The sequence below is a fragment of the Arthrobacter sp. M2012083 genome (genome assembly GCF_000281065.1).
Classification (GTDB): domain Bacteria; phylum Actinomycetota; class Actinomycetes; order Actinomycetales; family Micrococcaceae; genus Arthrobacter.
Genome location: NZ_AKKK01000054.1, coordinates 1 through 16,773, shown reverse-complemented (window position 1 = coordinate 16,773; position 16,773 = coordinate 1). Strand labels below are relative to the sequence as shown.

Annotated in this window: 14 protein-coding genes; 7 read left to right on the top strand and 7 right to left on the bottom strand. The window is 61.2% G+C overall.

What is annotated here, in order from left to right:
- A partial coding sequence (locus A477_RS23075; protein WP_026005765.1) for an HNH endonuclease occupies positions 1–261 on the top strand: 261 nt, incomplete at its 5' end.
- Between the two features lie 17 nt (positions 262–278).
- On the opposite strand, the gene A477_RS0118930 is transcribed toward A477_RS23075, so the two are convergent.
- A complete protein-coding gene (locus A477_RS0118930) occupies positions 279–788 on the bottom strand; it encodes a MarR family winged helix-turn-helix transcriptional regulator (protein WP_017200460.1) in 510 nt (169 codons plus the stop codon).
- 25 nt (positions 789–813) lie between these two features.
- Positions 814–2,532, bottom strand: a complete 1,719-nt coding sequence (locus A477_RS0118925; RefSeq protein ID WP_017200459.1) for an AMP-binding protein — start codon at positions 2,530–2,532, stop codon at positions 814–816.
- Between the two features lie 132 nt (positions 2,533–2,664).
- On the opposite strand from A477_RS0118925, the gene A477_RS0118920 reads away from it, so the two are divergent.
- Positions 2,665–3,882 carry an acyl-CoA dehydrogenase family protein gene (locus tag A477_RS0118920; protein ID WP_017200458.1) on the top strand — a complete coding sequence of 406 codons (1,218 nt, stop codon included), beginning with the start codon at positions 2,665–2,667 and terminating at the stop codon, positions 3,880–3,882.
- A 111-nt stretch (positions 3,883–3,993) separates the two neighbouring features.
- Here the strand turns inward: A477_RS0118920 and A477_RS22520 are convergent, their stop codons facing one another.
- The 5 genes from A477_RS22520 to A477_RS22800 form a co-directional block, all read right to left on the bottom strand.
- Entirely contained in the window at positions 3,994–5,571 is a 1,578-nt protein-coding gene (locus tag A477_RS22520) for an APC family permease (RefSeq protein WP_017200457.1), read from the bottom strand.
- Between the two features lie 144 nt (positions 5,572–5,715).
- The gene (locus A477_RS0118910) at positions 5,716–7,371 is read right to left on the bottom strand and encodes a GMC family oxidoreductase (RefSeq protein ID WP_017200456.1); all 1,656 of its coding nucleotides are present in this window, start codon (positions 7,369–7,371) and stop codon (positions 5,716–5,718) included.
- On the bottom strand, positions 7,372–8,883 hold the full coding sequence (locus A477_RS0118905; protein WP_017200455.1) for an aldehyde dehydrogenase family protein: 1,512 nt from the start codon (positions 8,881–8,883) through the stop codon (positions 7,372–7,374). It lies immediately after the preceding gene.
- 56 nt (positions 8,884–8,939) lie between these two features.
- Positions 8,940–9,338: a hypothetical protein gene (locus A477_RS0118900; protein WP_017200454.1), complete on the bottom strand. Its 399-nt coding sequence runs from the start codon at positions 9,336–9,338 to the stop codon at positions 8,940–8,942.
- A gap of 99 nt (positions 9,339–9,437) precedes the next feature.
- Entirely contained in the window at positions 9,438–10,196 is a 759-nt protein-coding gene (locus A477_RS22800) for a hypothetical protein (protein WP_017200453.1), read from the bottom strand.
- Between the two features lie 232 nt (positions 10,197–10,428).
- Here A477_RS22800 and A477_RS0118890 point away from each other — a divergent pair, with 232 nt between their 5' ends.
- From A477_RS0118890 to A477_RS23910, 5 genes are all read left to right on the top strand, one after another.
- Positions 10,429–10,791, top strand: a complete 363-nt coding sequence (locus tag A477_RS0118890; protein ID WP_157367125.1) for a hypothetical protein — start codon at positions 10,429–10,431, stop codon at positions 10,789–10,791.
- A 202-nt stretch (positions 10,792–10,993) separates the two neighbouring features.
- Complete coding sequence (locus A477_RS22510) at positions 10,994–13,576, top strand: CLIPPER-2 domain-containing protein (RefSeq protein ID WP_017200451.1); 2,583 nt, start codon at positions 10,994–10,996, stop codon at positions 13,574–13,576.
- Positions 13,577–13,664: 88 nt separating this feature from the next.
- Positions 13,665–15,182, top strand: coding sequence for a SpaH/EbpB family LPXTG-anchored major pilin (locus A477_RS0118880; RefSeq protein ID WP_026005764.1), 1,518 nt, complete (start codon positions 13,665–13,667; stop codon positions 15,180–15,182).
- 113 nt (positions 15,183–15,295) lie between these two features.
- Complete coding sequence (locus tag A477_RS0118875) at positions 15,296–16,213, top strand: class C sortase (RefSeq protein ID WP_017200449.1); 918 nt, start codon at positions 15,296–15,298, stop codon at positions 16,211–16,213.
- Positions 16,214–16,296: 83 nt separating this feature from the next.
- Positions 16,297–16,428, top strand: a complete 132-nt coding sequence (locus A477_RS23910) for a hypothetical protein (protein WP_286130204.1) — start codon at positions 16,297–16,299, stop codon at positions 16,426–16,428.
- Positions 16,429–16,773 lie beyond the last annotated feature (345 nt).

The window sequence follows — 16,773 nt, the reverse complement described above, 5'->3', positions numbered from 1 at the left end:
CGAACACCGTACTGCGATGCGCCCATCCGGCACATCGACCACGTGGTTCCGTGGCGCTCAGGCGGAACCACCACGCTCACTAACGGTGCAGGGCTATGCGAAGCCTGCAACCACACCAAGGAAAACCCCGGCTGGACCAGCAAAACCGTACATGTTGACGCGCGCGGGGGCGTGCACACCCTGGAAATCAGCACCCCCACCGGGCACAGCTACCAATCCAAAGCCCCACCCCTGCCCGGACACCGCCCCTCCAGAACATAGAAAGCTCGTTGAGCGTCCTATTCCTCCGTAAAATCCCCGGCGTCCCTGCGGAAGGTGCCTAGTACACGGATCAGGTGATCGACGTCGTCGGGTCTGAAGCCTGACTTGCCGAAGACCTCTGCATTGAGTGCCGCCGTCGCCTTCTTTGCGAGGGTGCGTCCCTCTGCGGTGAGCTCGATCAGGGTGGTGCGACCATCTGTTGGATGAGGTGAACGCGCCACCAAGGCGGCCTTCTCCAAGCGGTCGACGGCGTTGGTCACCGACGTTGGGTGAACCTGCAGGAGGGCGCTGGCTTTGTTCATGGGCAGCGCACCACTGCGGGCGAAGCTCAGCAACGCCAACAGCTCGTAGCGCGCGAATGTCAGCCCGAACGGTTTGAGCACCGTTTCGATGCGGGCCAGGAGTATCTGCTGCGTGCGCATGATCGCGGTGATGGCAGCCATGGGCGCGGCGACATCGCCCCAGCCATGCCTTTCCCAGTTTCGTTGGGCATCGGCAATGGGGTCGCGGGGGAGTGGCGTGCCCATGGGCCTCCTTTGGTTGCTCGGTTGGTTAGTCTTTCAGATTTGGGAACTCTTCCTCGGTGTATTCGACGCCCAAACCTGCGGGGAGCGGGCCGTCGCCGTGCCTGGCGACTTCCGTCCCACGCAGCTCCACCCGCCTGATCTTGCCGGAAATCGTCTTGGGCAGTTCTCCGAATTCGAGCCGCCGGATGCGCTTGAACGGCGCCAAATGCTCACGGCAATACTTGAGAATGTCCTCCGCGACCGCCGGCCCGGCTTGATAGCCGGCAGCCAACACCACAAACGCTTTGGGCACCGACAGCTTTACAGCGTCAGGCGAAGGTACGACGGCGGCCTCCGCCACTGCCGGGTGTTCGATCAGGACGCTTTCGAGTTCGAAGGGCGACAATCGATAGTCGGAGGATTTGAAGACGTCGTCGTCGCGTCCGACGTAAGTGATGACGCCCTCGGGATCGCGGCTAGCCATGTCGCCCGTGTGATAGTAGCCGTCGCGGAAGGCTTCGGCCGTCTTGGCTTCGTCGCCGAAGTAACTCTTCATGAGTCCCACGGGGCGAGGGTCCAAGCGCAAGCAGAGTTCGCCGTCGTCGGCCTCCTGCCCGGTGACCGGGTCCACCAGGACCACGTCGTATCCCGGCAGCGGCCGCCCCATGGAGCCGATCTTCACCGGCTGCGCGGGAGTGTTGGCGATCTGTACCGTGGACTCGGTCTGGCCGAAGCCGTCGCGGATGGTGACTCCCCAGGCTTCCTCCACCTGGCCGATAACTTCGGCGTTGAGTGGTTCGCCGGCCGAGACCACCTTGCGGGGCGGGGCGGTGAGCTGGGTGAGGTCGGCCTGGATGAGCATGCGCCAAACCGTGGGCGGGGCACAGAAACTCGTGACGCCTTCGCGGCCCATCTGATCCATGAGGGCAGCCGCGTCGAAGCGTTGGTAGTTGTAGATGAAGACGGTAGCCTCGGCGATCCACGGCGTGAAGACGTTGGACCAAGCATGCTTTGCCCAACCGGGGGAGGCGACATTCAGGTGGACGTCACCCGGTTCCAGGCCGATCCAGTACATGGTGGACAGGTGGCCCACGGGATAGGACGTGTGCGTGTGCTCCACGAGTTTCGCCCGTGAGGTGGTGCCGGACGTGAAGTAAAGCAGCAGGGTCTCGTCCGCCTTGGTGGGGGTATCGGGAGTGAAGTCCGTGCCGGCGTCGTAAGAGTCACCATATTGCCTGGCATCCGCGTTGGTGCTCTCCGGGCCGACCTCTATCAGTGCGTAATCGCCCTCGACGTCGGAGAACTTGCCGATGTTGGCACTTCCTACCGCCACCCAAGCGGCTCCGCCACGCTCCACCCGGTCCTGAAGATCGCGCGCGCCCATGAGGGTGGTGGTGGGGATCATGACGATGCCCAGCTTGATGCCGGCCAGCATGAGTTCCCACAGTTCAACCTGGTTGCCGAGCATGATGATCATGTGCTCGCCGCGTTTGACTCCTTGGTCCCGCAGCCAGTTGGCGAGTTGGGAGGACCTCAGGGAGAGGTCCCTGAAAGTGCGCCGGGTTGAACTACCGTCCTGTTCAACGATGACCAGGGCGGGCTGGTCACCCCTGGTTTCGTCTGCGGCGACCTGGTCGAACCAGTCGAGCGCGAAGTTGAACTCCTCGAAGCGGGGCCACTGGAATTCAGCGTGTGCCTGCTTGTAGTCCTCGCGCAATTCCAGCAGCCGATCGCGGGCCGCGCGGAAGTCTTCTGTGACTGTCATAGTCCGCCTTTCGCCTTCGGGTTTCCCGGCGCCGCTGCCGGGCTTCCCGTCTAGTGATCCACATCACCTTGCAATATACTAGGACATCCAAGGGTTTGGAAGAGCCCATGCGGGACATGACGAAGGGGTCTAATGCTCGACGAAAAAGCTGCCGGCACCGTTACCAGCGATGCGGCACCAGAACGCGTCCTGCCTCCTTATCCGGAGGCGGACTTGATGCACGTCATTGACCTGCTCCCAGCTGGGGAGCGTGTGCGGTATCTCGAGATCAGGGAGTTTCTGCAAACCCGGATCCGTTCCGCGAGCATCGATTACTGGAACCGGGAAGAATTCCCGTTCGGGCTACTGGCTGACATGGCGAAGTTTGGTTTGGGCGGGCTGCAAACGGACGGCTCCTCCAAGCTGTTCAAGGGCCTCATGTACACCGAGGTTGCTCGGGCGGACGTGTCCCTTTCGGCGCTGGTGGGCATCCACAATGAGCTCATCGTCGGCATGATTGACGAGCTCGGTTCCCCCGAACAGAAACGCAAGTGGCTGCCTGGGCTGGAGGCCTTTACCCAGCTGGGCGCCTTTGCGCTGACAGAACCGGATCACGGATCGGACATCGCCGGAGGACTCTCGACGACGGCGCGACGCGACGGCGGCGAGTGGGTCATCAACGGTGCCAAGCGCTGGATAGGGGCCGGCACGATTGCCGACTTTGCCTTGGTCTGGGCGCGGGATGAAGCCGATGGGCATATCAAGGGCTTCATCGTCGAGACGGACCGGCCCGGCTACTCAGCCACCAAGATCTCCAACAAGATCGGCCTGCGCATCATGCAGAATGCGGACATCGGGTTGGACGAGGTTCGCATTCCTGTGGAAAACCTCCTGCCGGGTGCCACGGAGTTTTCCCGCGCCAATGACCTCCTGCGTGATTCCCGGGCATGGGTGGGCTGGCAAGCCGCGGGAATTCAATTGGCCGCCTTCGACATCGCCCGCTCATACGCTTTGGAGCGCCGGCAATTCGGCAAAGAGTTGGCCCGGTTCCAGTTGGTGCAGCAGCAGCTCGCAGACATCCTGGGCAATGCCAACGCCTCACTGTCCATGATGGTGGAGCTCGCCCGGATCCAGCAGGCCGGAAAGCTCGAGATGGTACAGGCCGCCATGTGCAAAGCGACCACCACCCGGCTGGCCCGTTCCTCCGTTGCGATGGGAAGGTCCCTCCTGGGCGGGAACGGGATCACCACCGATTACGAGATGGCCAAGCTCTTCGGCGACGCCGAGATCCTGTACACATACGAGGGCAGTTACGAGATCAACTCCATGATCGTCGCCCGCGCGGTGACGGGTAAATCTGCGTTCGTCTGAGCCCGCAGGTCTTTGAGAAACACAAGACTCGTTAAGAAACGCAGCGGGCATCCCTTCGCCGGTTGAACGCCGGCGAAGGGATGCTCGTTAGATGTGGGACAGCCCCGTGGGCTAGGAGCTTTGAGTTACCACTTGGGGCGACTCCTCGGGCGTGACCGAAGCTGCGTGTTCGGCCAAGACGCCTGTCCGATGCCTGATGCGGAGGCGGTAAAGGAGCGTTCCGCCGATGATCACCGTGCCTACGAAGATTACGCCACCCCACTGCAGGTACCACTCGAACGGCGGAACCGAGTTGTAAATCTCCGGCCGTGGCCACACAAGGTTCAGCGTCATGGCACCGCCCCACAGTACGGCAAGGATGTTCACGGGCAGCCCCCTTTTGCCGAGACTGAACCCTGGTTCCGATCCGTCGTCCTTCAAGGGCCACTTCTTCAGGAACCTTCGCCGCAGCATGGGTACTGTCACCAGCAGATAGGACAGGTAGATCAAGACGATGCTGATACTGGACAGAATGGTGAAGATGGCCGGCTGCGAGATGTTGACGATCAGCGGAATCACTGCGACCACGCCAATAACGATGGCAGCCACTGTGGGGGTTTTGCGGGTGGGGTGCACTTTGCTGAGCTGACGGCTGAAGGGAAGGTTGTTGTCCCTGGCCATGGCAAACATCATCCGGATAGCTGCTGCATGGACGGCCAGAGTACAGACCACCACAGCTACGACGATGCATGCCAGGAACGCCTTGCCGAAGGGACCACCCAGCACCGACAACACAATGTACTGCAGCCCGCCATCAGCGGCTCCGAGCTTGGGGTCGGAAAGATCGGGTGCGGCCAGGATTCCACCGAGGAGGAGCAACCCTCCCAAGATGAAGGATGCCGTAACGGCGCGCAGGATCGCCCGGGGAGCCGTCCGCTTTGGGTCCTTGGTCTCTTCTCCCAAGGAACTTGCGGTGTCGAATCCGTACATGACGTAGCCGGAAGCCATAGCGGCAATGAGGAACACACCGAAGAAGCCCAGGGGATGCTCTTCGCCAAATCCAGCGGTATCCAAGAGGACTTCGGGTCCGCGCACTGAATGCCAAATGAGTGCTGCAATGAGCAGGACGGCCGCAACGAGTTCCACGAACACGCCCACGCTGTTGATCATGGTCATGAGTTTCACGCCGAAGGCGTTAATGAGCGTGGAAATGCCGATCATGATGCTGGCCAGAATGACCCCGTTGACGGCAAAGTCGTACGGACCTGATCCATCGCCCACCAACTGGAAACCGCTCCAGATCTGCGGCAAGGTGATTTGGAGGGCCAAGGCCACAGACCCCAGCGCCATGATCGAGGACAGCAGCAGCAGCCAGCCCGCCAACCAGGCCCACGTTCCGGTCGAGAGCCTTTTTGCCCAGTTGTAGACCGAACCGGCCACCGGATAGCGTCCGGCTAGTTCCGCAAAGCATAGGGCGACCATGAGTTGGCCGACGAAAACGATGGGCCACGACCAGGCGTAGGCGGGTCCCGCCGTCGAAAATCCGAAGTAAAACAGTTGAAAAACGCCGGTGAGGATGGAGATGTAGCTGACGCCGGCGGCGAAGCTGGCAAACTTTCCGATGCTGCGGTCAAGGGTTTGGGCATAGCCAAACTCGTCCATGCCGCTGGCATCGCTCTTGCAGGGTCCTATTTTGCTGGGTTCTAACATTCGAACTCCTAATTCAGACATGCACGAATGGTGATTATCTGCGGCCGCCGTTGGACGCAGTCGAAATCAAAGGCCGGGCACCACGATGTGCCTCGGGCTGTTCCCCCATTGGTTGATGCGTAGGTCTAAAAGCAGGGTGCCTGTTCAGGCGAGGGACAAGCTGAAGTCGGCTTCCGCCGTCGTGGTTTCCTCCGTCCGGTTGGCTCGGACGAAGTCAGACTTAATGAGGTCGGCGCAACGTTCGCCAATCATCATCACCGTGATATTGGGGTTCACTGTGACGTGTTCCGGCATGACGGAAGCATCGGCCACGCGCAGCCCGGTAACGCCCTTGACCCGCAGCTCGGGATCCAGGGGTGACATGTCGTCATCTACAGGTCCCATGCGGACCGTGCCGACAGGGTGGTAGACCGTGTTGTGCGTTTTGCGGATGTAGTCCTGCAATTCCTCGTCGGTCTGAGCCTCAATTCCAGGGGAGAGCTCCCGGCCGGTCCATTCGCCCATGGCTGGCTGCGCGGCGATTTCCCGGGCTTTCCGGATGCCAGCCACCATAACGCGCATGTCGTGCCCTTCAGGATCGGTGAAGTACCGGGGATCCACCATGGGCTTGTCGCGGAAGTCCCGGCTACGCAACCGGACCGTCCCGCGGGAACGGGCATGCGTGACGTTCGGTGTGAGGCTGAAGCCGTTCTCCGTGGTGGGGTAGCCGTACCGCAGGGTGTTCATGTCGAAGGGCACGGAGCCATAGTGCATCATCAGGTCCGGACGGTCGAGGCCCTCCTCGGTGGGAGTGAAGATGCCGATCTCCCACCACTGGGTGGAGGTCTGCACCATGGGCTGCTTGGCCTCGAACTGAACCACGCCTTCCGGGTGGTCCTGAAGATGCTCGCCAACGCCGGGCGAATCCACCAGGACCTCGATGCCGTGCTGCTCGAGATGCGCCGCCGGGCCGATGCCGGAAAGCATGAGGAGCTTGGGGGAATCGATGGCGCCCGTTGACAGGATGACCTCGCGATGCGCCGAAAGCCGATGCGTCCGGCCGAAGGCCGAGTCAACAACGTCGACGCCGGTGCAGCGCTTGTCAGCATCGAACACCAGTTGGCGGGCCCGCAGGCCGGTCAGCAGCGTGAAGTTTTCGCGATCGACGATGGGGTGGATATAGGAGACAGAACTGGAGGAACGCGTTCCGTCCGAGCGACGGTTGATCTGGAAGAAATTGGCGCCGTTGATCACGGTGTTGCCGTCGTTGAACTTTGCGCGGGGGATACCGGTCTGTTCGCAGGCATCCAGGAGTGCGACTCCGGTGGGATCGCGTGGAGGAACGTTCATCAAGTGCACAGGACCGGAATCGCCATGATGGGGAGCGTCCGGGCCGGCGTCCTCATTAGTCTCCAGGCGCTGGTACAAGGGCCAGGCGGCAGCAGCGTTCCAGCCGGTGGCGCCATACTTTGATTCCCACTCATCCAGGTCTTCGCGGGGAGCCCAAAAGGCGATGCAGGAGTTGTGGCTGGAGCAGCCACCCATCACCTTGGCGCGGGCGTGGCGCATGAACGAGTTGCCGTTTTCCTGCGGTTCCACCGGGTAGTCCCAGTCGTAGCCGGATTCCAGCAGCTCCATCCAGCGGTCCAGCTGCAGGATCTCCGGCAGATTCCGGTCATCAGGTCCGGCTTCCACCAAGGCCACGGTGACGGCAGGGTCTTCGCTCAGCCGGGCGGCGACGGCAGCTCCTGCAGATCCTCCGCCGATGATGACGTAGTCGAACCCGCGCTCACTGAGGTCCTCAATGTTGTCAGTGTGCATCTATTTCTCCTTGCCGTGGTCTGCGAACCAGCCGGTCACCTGAGGGCTGGTGTTCTGGTACATGTGTTTGGCTTCCTGATACTCACCCAGTCCGGTGGGACCGAGTTCGCGGCCGACGCCGGACTGGCCGAAGCCGCCCCACTCGGCCTGTGGAAGGTAGGGGTGGTAGTCGTTGATCCAGACCGTGCCGTGCCGCAAACGGCCCGCTACCCGCTGGGCCTTGCCGGCATCCTGGGTCCAGACGGCGCCGGCCAGTCCGTAGATGGTGTCGTTGGCGGTGGCTACGGCTTCGTCCTCTGTACGGAAGGTTTCCACTGTTACTACCGGGCCAAAGGCTTCGTCGATGACTACCGACATTCCCCTTTGGACGCGGTCCAGGACGGTCGGCTGGTAGTAGAAGCCGGCGTCGAACTTCTCACCGTCAGGTGCCGCGCCGCCGCATCGCAGCCGAGCGCCTTCGGCCACGCCGCGCTGGACGTAGGCGTCCACCTTCTCCCTGTGGGCAGCGGAAATCAGTGGTCCGGTTTCGGCAGACTCATCGAAGGGGCCACCGAGGCGAATGTCCTGCGCCTTGCGAACCAGTTCCTCAACGAAGCGCTCGGCAATGGATTCCTCCACCACCAGCCGTGCCCCGGCGGAGCAGACCTGTCCTGAATGCACAAAGGCGCCGTTCAGCGCATTGTCGACGGCGGCATCGAAGTCAGCGTCGGCGAACACGACGTTGGGGTTCTTGCCGCCAAGCTCCAGCGCCACCTTTTTCACGGTTCCGGCTGCGGCTGCGGCAATGCGCTTGCCGGTTTCCAGCCCGCCGGTGAAGGAGACCAGATCGATGTCAGGGTGCTCCGAAAGGGGCGCGCCAGCCTGGGCTCCCGGGCCCGTCACGAGGTTGGCGACGCCGTCCGGCAGGCCAAGGTCCTTCAGTAACTGCATGGCAAGGATCGCCGTGGACGGGGTCAGCTCGGCGGGCTTGAGGACGAAGGTGCAGCCAGCGGCCAGGGCGGGCGCGATCTTCCACGCGGCCTGCAGCAGCGGGTAGTTCCACGGCGTGATCAAGCCGCAGACGCCTACCGGTTCGTAGACTATTTTGCTCACGACGGCGGGGTCCCCGGCGTCGACCACCCGGCCGGCAGACTGCCCGGCGAGACGTCCGAAGTATTCGAAGCAGGCGGCTATGTCGTCGATGTCGATGCGGCTTTCGATGATGCGCTTGCCGGTGTCCAGGGATTCGGCGCGGGCGAACTTCTCCCGGCGTTCGCGCAGTTCCGCGGCGACCTTGAGCAGGAACGCGCCGCGCTCGGGTGCCGGGACTGAAGACCAGACGCCGGAGTCGAAGGCAGTGCGGGCGGCGGAAATGGCGCGCTCGGCGTCTTCCCGGCCGGCTTCGGACACCGTGGCGACCAGCTCACCGTCGGCCGGGTTGCGGATTTCGCGCACTGCGCCGGAAGCAGCCGGCTCCCAGGCGCCGTTGATGAAAAGCGTGGAGGCGGAATCGGAAAATGTGGCTTGGGTCATACGAAGCAGGCTAGTGCATCTTGAACATCTGTTCAAGGAAAATTATGAACAGATGTTCAAAGGGGGGTGATATTAAGCGGTGCCCGGTTGATGAACGCGACATTGATGATGTGGTCGCCGCCAGCTTCCTTCGTGTTCTGGAAAATCACTTGATAGGGCGTTCTGCGGATCAACATTGCTATCCCGTCGGGGGCTCTGTCGGGCGATTTGGCTACATCGATGAGCATGCGCCGGAAGTGCGGATTATGTTCTACGTGCCCGCGGATCCCGGATCCGTCAAAGGATGCCAAGGTAGACAGCCACACGGTTCCATCGGCCTCGGTAACTCCATGAGCGGGGTAGACGGCATGGCCTGTTTCGGTGGTGAATCCAGAGTCGCCAAGGGCTATTTTGAACCGTGCGCACCATGTAATGAAGTGTCTTTCCAGCATGCGCTCGGGGTCTGCCGTAGCCATTCTTCTGAAGAGGTCGGACTGGTTGCTAATGTGCGGGGCCTGCCGTCGGTGCAAGGCGGTGCTTGCGTCGCTGCGTGAAGGCCGGGTCGGCGAGAGGCATCAGGCCCCTCGCCGGCTTCGGAGCGCAGCCGTCGTTTTCGTGAAATCCGCATGGGTGGTTGGAACGGGTTCGAAGTCGACTGTCGTCGCTGAGGATGGCCACGCGGTGAGCGCATCGAGGCGTTCGCGGCAGCGGAACAGGGCTTCGTAGCTTTGGGTGGTGCGCTCCATGATGGCGTGGATGCTTCCACGGTGGTATGCGGCTGAGACGTTGATGGCAGCCAGTTCCTGGTTGCAGATGTTTCCGACGTCTGCAAGCAGGCCCCAGCCAAGACGATGGCCGTGGTCGGACCAGTCAAGGTGAAGCGAGGCAATGGTCTGGGCTTGCTGTGCCCGGGATCCACTCACAGCCACGTCATACATGAGCCGTTCGAAGTGCGCGAACGTCGCAAGCCCAGTGCGGACATCAGTGCAGGAGACTGGTTCCAGCCGCTCTGTTTCGGCGGTCCACCCCTCGACCAACGCAAGCATGGAAGAGTCATCCGGCGGCAAATCGGCAACGGTGTAGAAGGCGCGAAGGTCCATCATGGTCTCGCGGACGCCCACTCCGTGGTAAGCGCGGGACGCGCCCAGCCGTTTAATCACGTTCTGGAGTTCGTCCCCGCGGGTTCGCGCCCTCGTGGTCTCCGTGACTTCTGGTACCAGCCAATCGCTGGCAAGCCTCCATCCCGCTTGAAGGCTGCTTTTTTGCCAGCGATGTTGGAGTCCACAGGATGTAATAACGAGGTCGCCGCTAAGAATCTCTGTTCGGTCGTTCATGTCAAGTAAGTACCTTGGGTGCGGGATTTGTGTCGCGACATTGACGAATTGCTCACCCTTGGTGGTATTCGGGAGGGGCGGAGTATTTCCTCGGTCTGTTGACGACCAAGTGGCGACACGATTGGCGCCCGTGGAGCACTTAACGGGTGTGCGAAGTCAAAGGGCAGTAGAGGGTATTCGGCGGCTCAGCTCCAGATGGGGCCTTCTCAAACGGCGGCCTCAAGGGTCCGGTTTGGTGCTGATGTATGCCGCAGACAGGCGGATGGTCAAACCGGGGGAGACGGTTGTTTTCACGGCGTGGATCATCAACGAAACGGGTCGGCGCCTCACTGGCGTCCAACTGATCCCCGGATCGCTAACCAATGAGGCTTTGGAAGTGCTCCAGTTCCTCCCGTTGTCCCGGAGGGACGTCCAGCCCATCGGCCGTCTCGGAAGGTTCGAGACCGCCTATCGGAGCTTTTCCTACCTGGTGACCGCGCGGGACCAAGTGCACAGCGGTGAACTGCTGAGCAGCATGCGAGTGACCGGGCGATCACGTTTTCGTGAGTTCCACGATCAGCAAGATGCCCTCATTGCAGTTCGTGACCGAGGCTGACAGAGTCCGAAATCCTTGCAAAACAAGGATTCGACCCTGTCCCGATAGATGTCTCTCAAAAACTTTCAGGAACTTGCGACACATTCTGTGCCGTCCCGCTACTCCCTTAGTGAAGTCTCGCCCTGCTGAGGGCGGGGCTTTGCCCTGTAAATGTTCCGCTCCCCTTGGAGCGGTTGAGTAAGAGTTCTTGGAAGGACCTCCATTGAAGTTTCCCCGCGGGAGAGCGACGGCCATTATTGCCGCGTTGATGGTGGTCCTTGGCGGACTGTCGTTAGGCGCGCCGGCGCAAGCCTACGAAGTGGCCACAGCCCCGGCGAACGTCACAGGCGGAGCGGCCGTGCTGACGATGCCGGGATCAGGCCTGACTACCACCTATGACCAGTCCGGTCTGACCTACCTGGCGGGCAGGACGACGCTGGATAGCCGGGGGTATGTAGCCTCTGACTATTCGCAGGGCGTCCCCGCCACTTCTCCCGCCGTCGAGTTCTGGACCGACGCCGTGAACAACTGCCCGGCCAGTGGATCGTGTTCGGGTCTGGGCACAGTCACTGTTGCCTTTAGCCAACCGGTCAGAAACCCGGTGCTGAACATTGCTGGACTAGGCGGCAACGTCTTTCAGGACACTGGCAAAGACGGAACTATCGATCTACAGTCCCAGCTTCATTCTGTTTTGAACCTAACAACTGCCGGGTTGACCATGACGAAGCTCTCAGGTGGCAATTTGGCGGTCGCCGGCAATTCGATCACGGCGACAAACCACAATACGAGTACCAACTGTGCCACAAATGTACAGACGGATACGCCGGATCCCATTGACGCTGAAGCCACTGCCGCGTGCGGATCGGTGCGAATCAACGGGATTGTAACCACTCTGACCTTCGATGTCAGCAGCGTTCACGTGCCGGTCAGTAACTCGATACCGGGCTACACGGATAACGTCGTCACGAATGCCAATGATCACAACCAGGACAACTTCCTCATGGCCGTAACGGTTCCGCAGGACTTCGGGGATGCTCCGGCGTCTTATGATCAAGGCAGCGCCGCGAGGGCTGTTACGTCCGATGTCACGCTGGGTGCCAACATCACCGAGGACAACGCCAACGTGGCCAACGGCACGACGTCTCCCAACGCCAGCGCCACGGCAGCGTTGGACCAAATGGACGATGGCGTCGTCATGGCGCCGATGACGGCCGGGGTCACCAGTTACTCCAGAACCGTAGCCATCAGTGGTGCCAGCAAAGCCGGAATCACGTGCGGGTGGATCGACGTCAATAAAGACGGGCTCTTTAACAACACTGCGGAGCGGGCGTGTGCCAACTTTGCGGCCGGAGCCACGTCGGCCACGCTCAACTGGACAGCTATCCCCGTGGGGATGACCGCAGGGACCACCTATGCGCGCTTCCGGATCGGTTACAACACCACCCAGATCCAGGTGCCCATTGGACCTTCGAATTCAGGCGAAGTTGAGGACTACATCGTCACCATCGCCCCTGCGGGAGTTCCGGCCATCTCACTGGTCAAGACAGTCGACAGGACCACACTCGTGGCCGGCCAAACTGCCACCTATACGTTCGTCGCCACGAACACCGGCAACGTCACCCTCACGGGCGTCGTGATCAGTGAAACGCAGTTCTCAGGCACGGGCACCATGTCCGCTTTGACTTACACATGGCCTGGACTGCCCGGCGTGCTGCTGGCGGGGCAATCGGTAACTGCCACGGCCACCTACATTGTCACCCAAAGCGATGTGACCACCGGGATCCTGACGAACACCGCCATGGTCACCGGCAATCCGCCCATAGGGCCTCCGGTTACGGCCACGGATGATGCAGAGATCAAGGCACCTCCGGCGTGGACGATTAAGAAGACGGCGACAGTCAACGGTGCGGTTCCCCCGAACGGGTCGGTGATGCCAGGCCAGACCATCAACTACGCAGTGACAGCAACCAGCCTCAGCGGCATCATCACCGGGGTGGTCCTCAAGGACAATCTCGCTGACGTTCTGGACGATGCCACGTACGTCCCCGGCTCGGCAACCCTCACCATAGGTACAGGAACCCCTGTTGCGGTGGCGGATCCTGTAGCCCCGTCAACAACATTGACAACGGCCGCTTTCACGCTTCCGGCCGGTCAAACAGCGACCCTGCGCTACAGCGTGACAGTCAATACCGGTGCCTGGAATGCCACGTTGGTTAATACAGTCACTGGCAGCGGCAGCACACCTCCCCAAACCTGCGCCGAATCAGGCTCCTCTGGTCCCGGCCCCGACTGCATCACCACACACCAGACACCCGCCAAGGTCCTCATCGAAAAGATCGGTGAATCCTCTAACGAGGAGTGGGTCAGAATGGCCGGCTCGTCCTGGACGATCTACACCAACAACAATGGCGTCCCCGGACCTGCCCTTGTAAGCCCAACCGCGGTTGCGGTCGCAGGCGAAACAGGTTTGTTCCAACTCGAGGGAATCAAACCCGGTATCTATTGGCTCGAAGAGACCACGGCACCTGAAGGGTTCAACCTGTTGGCCGAACCTGTGCAATTCACCGTTGCAGCTAACGGCGCGGTGACAGTCGGACAAGGCAGCGGTCCGGGCATCGTGACCAGCGGTGACAGCGACGGTGATGGGATATTCCTCCTTACCGTGCGCGACGTACCTGCTTTGGAAATGCCCGAGTCCGGCGGCATCGGCTGGTGGCCCTTCACCGCAACCGGATCGGTTCTCGTCCTCACGGCCCTCGGCCTGGGACTGGCCAGCGTGCGTCGCCGAAACATCACCATCACTTAGGCCTCCCGGAGGCCGCTAGCGCGGCAGTCCCGGAACACAGAATGTTCACTCCCGAGCATCCGAACCATCAATAGAAAGAAGATACAAAGTGAGTAATCCAAGCTCCTTGCGGCTGTGGAAAACCGCCGCCGCAACTATAGCCGGGGCGGTGCTGGCCATGTCCTTCTCCGTCGCACCGGCCTCGGCAGCACCCTTGGTGGATGGCGACCAGACCGGTTCCATCACAGTCCACAAATTTGAAAAACCGCTACCCGGGAGCGGCGGCAATGGCGGCGGAAACGGCGGAGGCGACGGCGGCAGCAACTTCGCACAACCGGTACCTGACACCTCCGGGTTGACGCCGTTGGGTGGCATTGAGTTCACGATTCAGCAGGTCAATACCATTGACTTGTCGACCAACGCTGGTTGGGACGCGGCGCATAACCTGAGCAGCGTTTTCGCGCCGGCCGATCCTGAAGGCTCCATTACCGGTGCCGGCTACACCTTGGGTGCAGGGCAGGCTCAGACCACCGCTGCTGACGGCACGGCATCGTTCGCGAATCTTCCCGTGGGCCTGTACCTGGTCACTGAGACCAACTACCCGGCCGGCGTGACTCCCGCGGCCCCGTTCCTGGTATCGGTTCCCCTGACGGACCCGGATAACCAGGACAACTGGATCTACGATGTTCACGTCTACCCGAAGAACTCCATTGCCGGGGCAGAAAAGACCGTCACGGACGCCCCCGACGTGAAGCTCGGCGACCAGATCGACTTCACCATCACCGGTGACATCCCCAACGAAGCTGTCATCGATGGTTACAAGATCGTGGACGTTCTCGATCCCAAGCTGACCTACGTCGGCGCCACCGCTACCCTGCTTGATGGCACCGTCATCACCGAAGGCACCGACTACAACGTCGTCTTCGATGCAGCAACGAACACGGTCTCTGTTGTCTTCACCCCCGCAGGCCTGGCCGTCCTGGCCGCACACGTGGACACCCGCGTTCAGGTCGTGGTGAACACCACCGTCAACACCATCGGTGAAATCGAAAACGAAGCCCTCGTTTACCCCAACCTGCCCAGCTTCACCATCACCCCGGGCCAGCCCGGCGGCCCGATCGTGACGCCTCCGGTCGTGACCAAATGGGGCGAAATGACGCTGCAGAAGGTCAACGAGAACGGCACCGCCCTGGCTGGTGCGTCCTTCTCGGTCTACACCAACGAAGCTGACGCACTGGCCGGCACCAACCCGGTCGTGCTCAACGGCCAGAGTGTCTTCACCGTCGCCGCCGATGGCACCCTGACCATCTCCGGTCTGCGCTACTCGGACTGGGCAGATGGCGCAGCCGTAGCACCGGGTTCGGCCGACTACCGAACCTACTACCTGGTCGAGACCACCGCCCCGGCAGGCTACGAACTGCTCGCCGAGCCGATCTCCTTCCTGATCAACTCAGCAACCACCACGGTCGGCATTGACCTGAGCGTCAAGAACATCCCGTCCAACGGCGGCTTCGAACTGCCCCTCACCGGTGGCGTCGGAACCGGCCTGCTCTACGCAGCCGGAGCACTCCTGGTCGTCGGCGCAGGACTGCTGTTCGTCCGGAACCGCAAGACCACCAACAGCTAACACCTTGGGAGCCGCAACAGTGACTCCCATCTAGCCAAAGTGGGGAAGATCGTTTTCGGCGATCTTCCCCACTTTGAAGTTTCAGCACTACACCCCTCCGCCACAGGACCCAGATGACTCATATCCAAACCCCTTCCCGACGCGACCTCGGCCGAGTCATCGGATCGTGGAGCAAACAACGAATCCTCATAGTCCTGATCGCCATCTTAGGTGTCGGAATTTTGCTCTACCCAACGGCAGCTGCCTGGTTTTCCGACCGGGTGCACGCCACTGAGATCAGTGGCTACGTAGACACAGTGGAAAACCTGAACCCCTCTGCCAAAAAGTCCATCCTTGACGCGGCAAAGAAGTTCAACCAAGACCTTCCTTCCGGACCTCTCAGAGACCCCTACTCCCTCAATGACGAGGGCAAACAGACCACCATCGGGGCAGGATCCGATGCCTACCAGAATCTGCTGGACGTGGGCCCCGGTGGAATGATGGGCCGGATCAGTATTCCCTCCATCCATGCCGACCTGCCGATCTTCCACGGCACCGACGAGGACTCGCTGTCCAAGGGCGCCGGTCACCTGTTCGGTTCGGCGCTGCCAGTTGGTGGAGAGGGGACGCATAGTGTCCTCAGCGCGCATTCCGGCTTCGTCAGTGCAACCCTTTTCGAGAACCTCCACAAAGTCGCTAAAGGAGAAACCTTCAGTATCAGCGTCCTGGACCAGACCATCTACTACAAAGTGGACTCCATCCAAACAGTCTTGCCCGATCAAACGGACGCACTCCGAAAGGTTCCCGGCAAGGACTATGTAACTCTCATCACCTGCACCCCTACCGGCGTCAACAGCCATCGCCTGCTCGTCCGCGGCGAACGCACGGAAGCCCCCAGTGCCGAGAGCCCGCAGGCAATGCCTAGTCAAGCATCAGATCCAGGTTTCCCCTGGTGGGTCCTTGGCCTTATTGGTGCCGCAACGGTGGCCATCCTGGTCACCCGCCCTCGTGATTCAGCTCAAGTTCCACACAGGGAAAGGACCACACTGTGACGGCCAACCAACAGATACTCATCGTCCGATGCACGGATTTGGCGCAAGGGGACACCATTGAAGCTTGGTCGAAAGGAGTTCTTGTGCATCGTGGAACCGTCACGCAGACCATGCCGAAGGCGGGACTCTTTTGGATCCACGAAGACCAACTCAATGAGCGCCGGCTAGTGGACATGCGCGAGCTGGAAATACTGCTCTTCCCAACAGGTCCCTAGCTGATTGCGGGTGTTGCCGGGAAAGCGAACCGCCCTTTTCCGAAGATTCTTTCCGTTTTCGCGACACAAACTGACCGTTCGCCACACTTAAGAAGTGCAGCGTGGCATCGATTTGTCGCGTAACCAGGTTGCTACCGCTGCCGCTGCGATGGCCCATGATTCCAGCACACAGCGGAAGATGCGTTTCTTGGAACACCGTCCACTACGGCTGGTGGGGGGCCGAACGACTATGTAACCCGAAGATAGGAACGTCTGTGGCAACGGCGATGGAGACTGTGAGTGATGCTGATCTTGTCTTGAGGGTTCGGTCGGGGGATCAGGGGGCTTTTGCGAGTCTTTTTGACC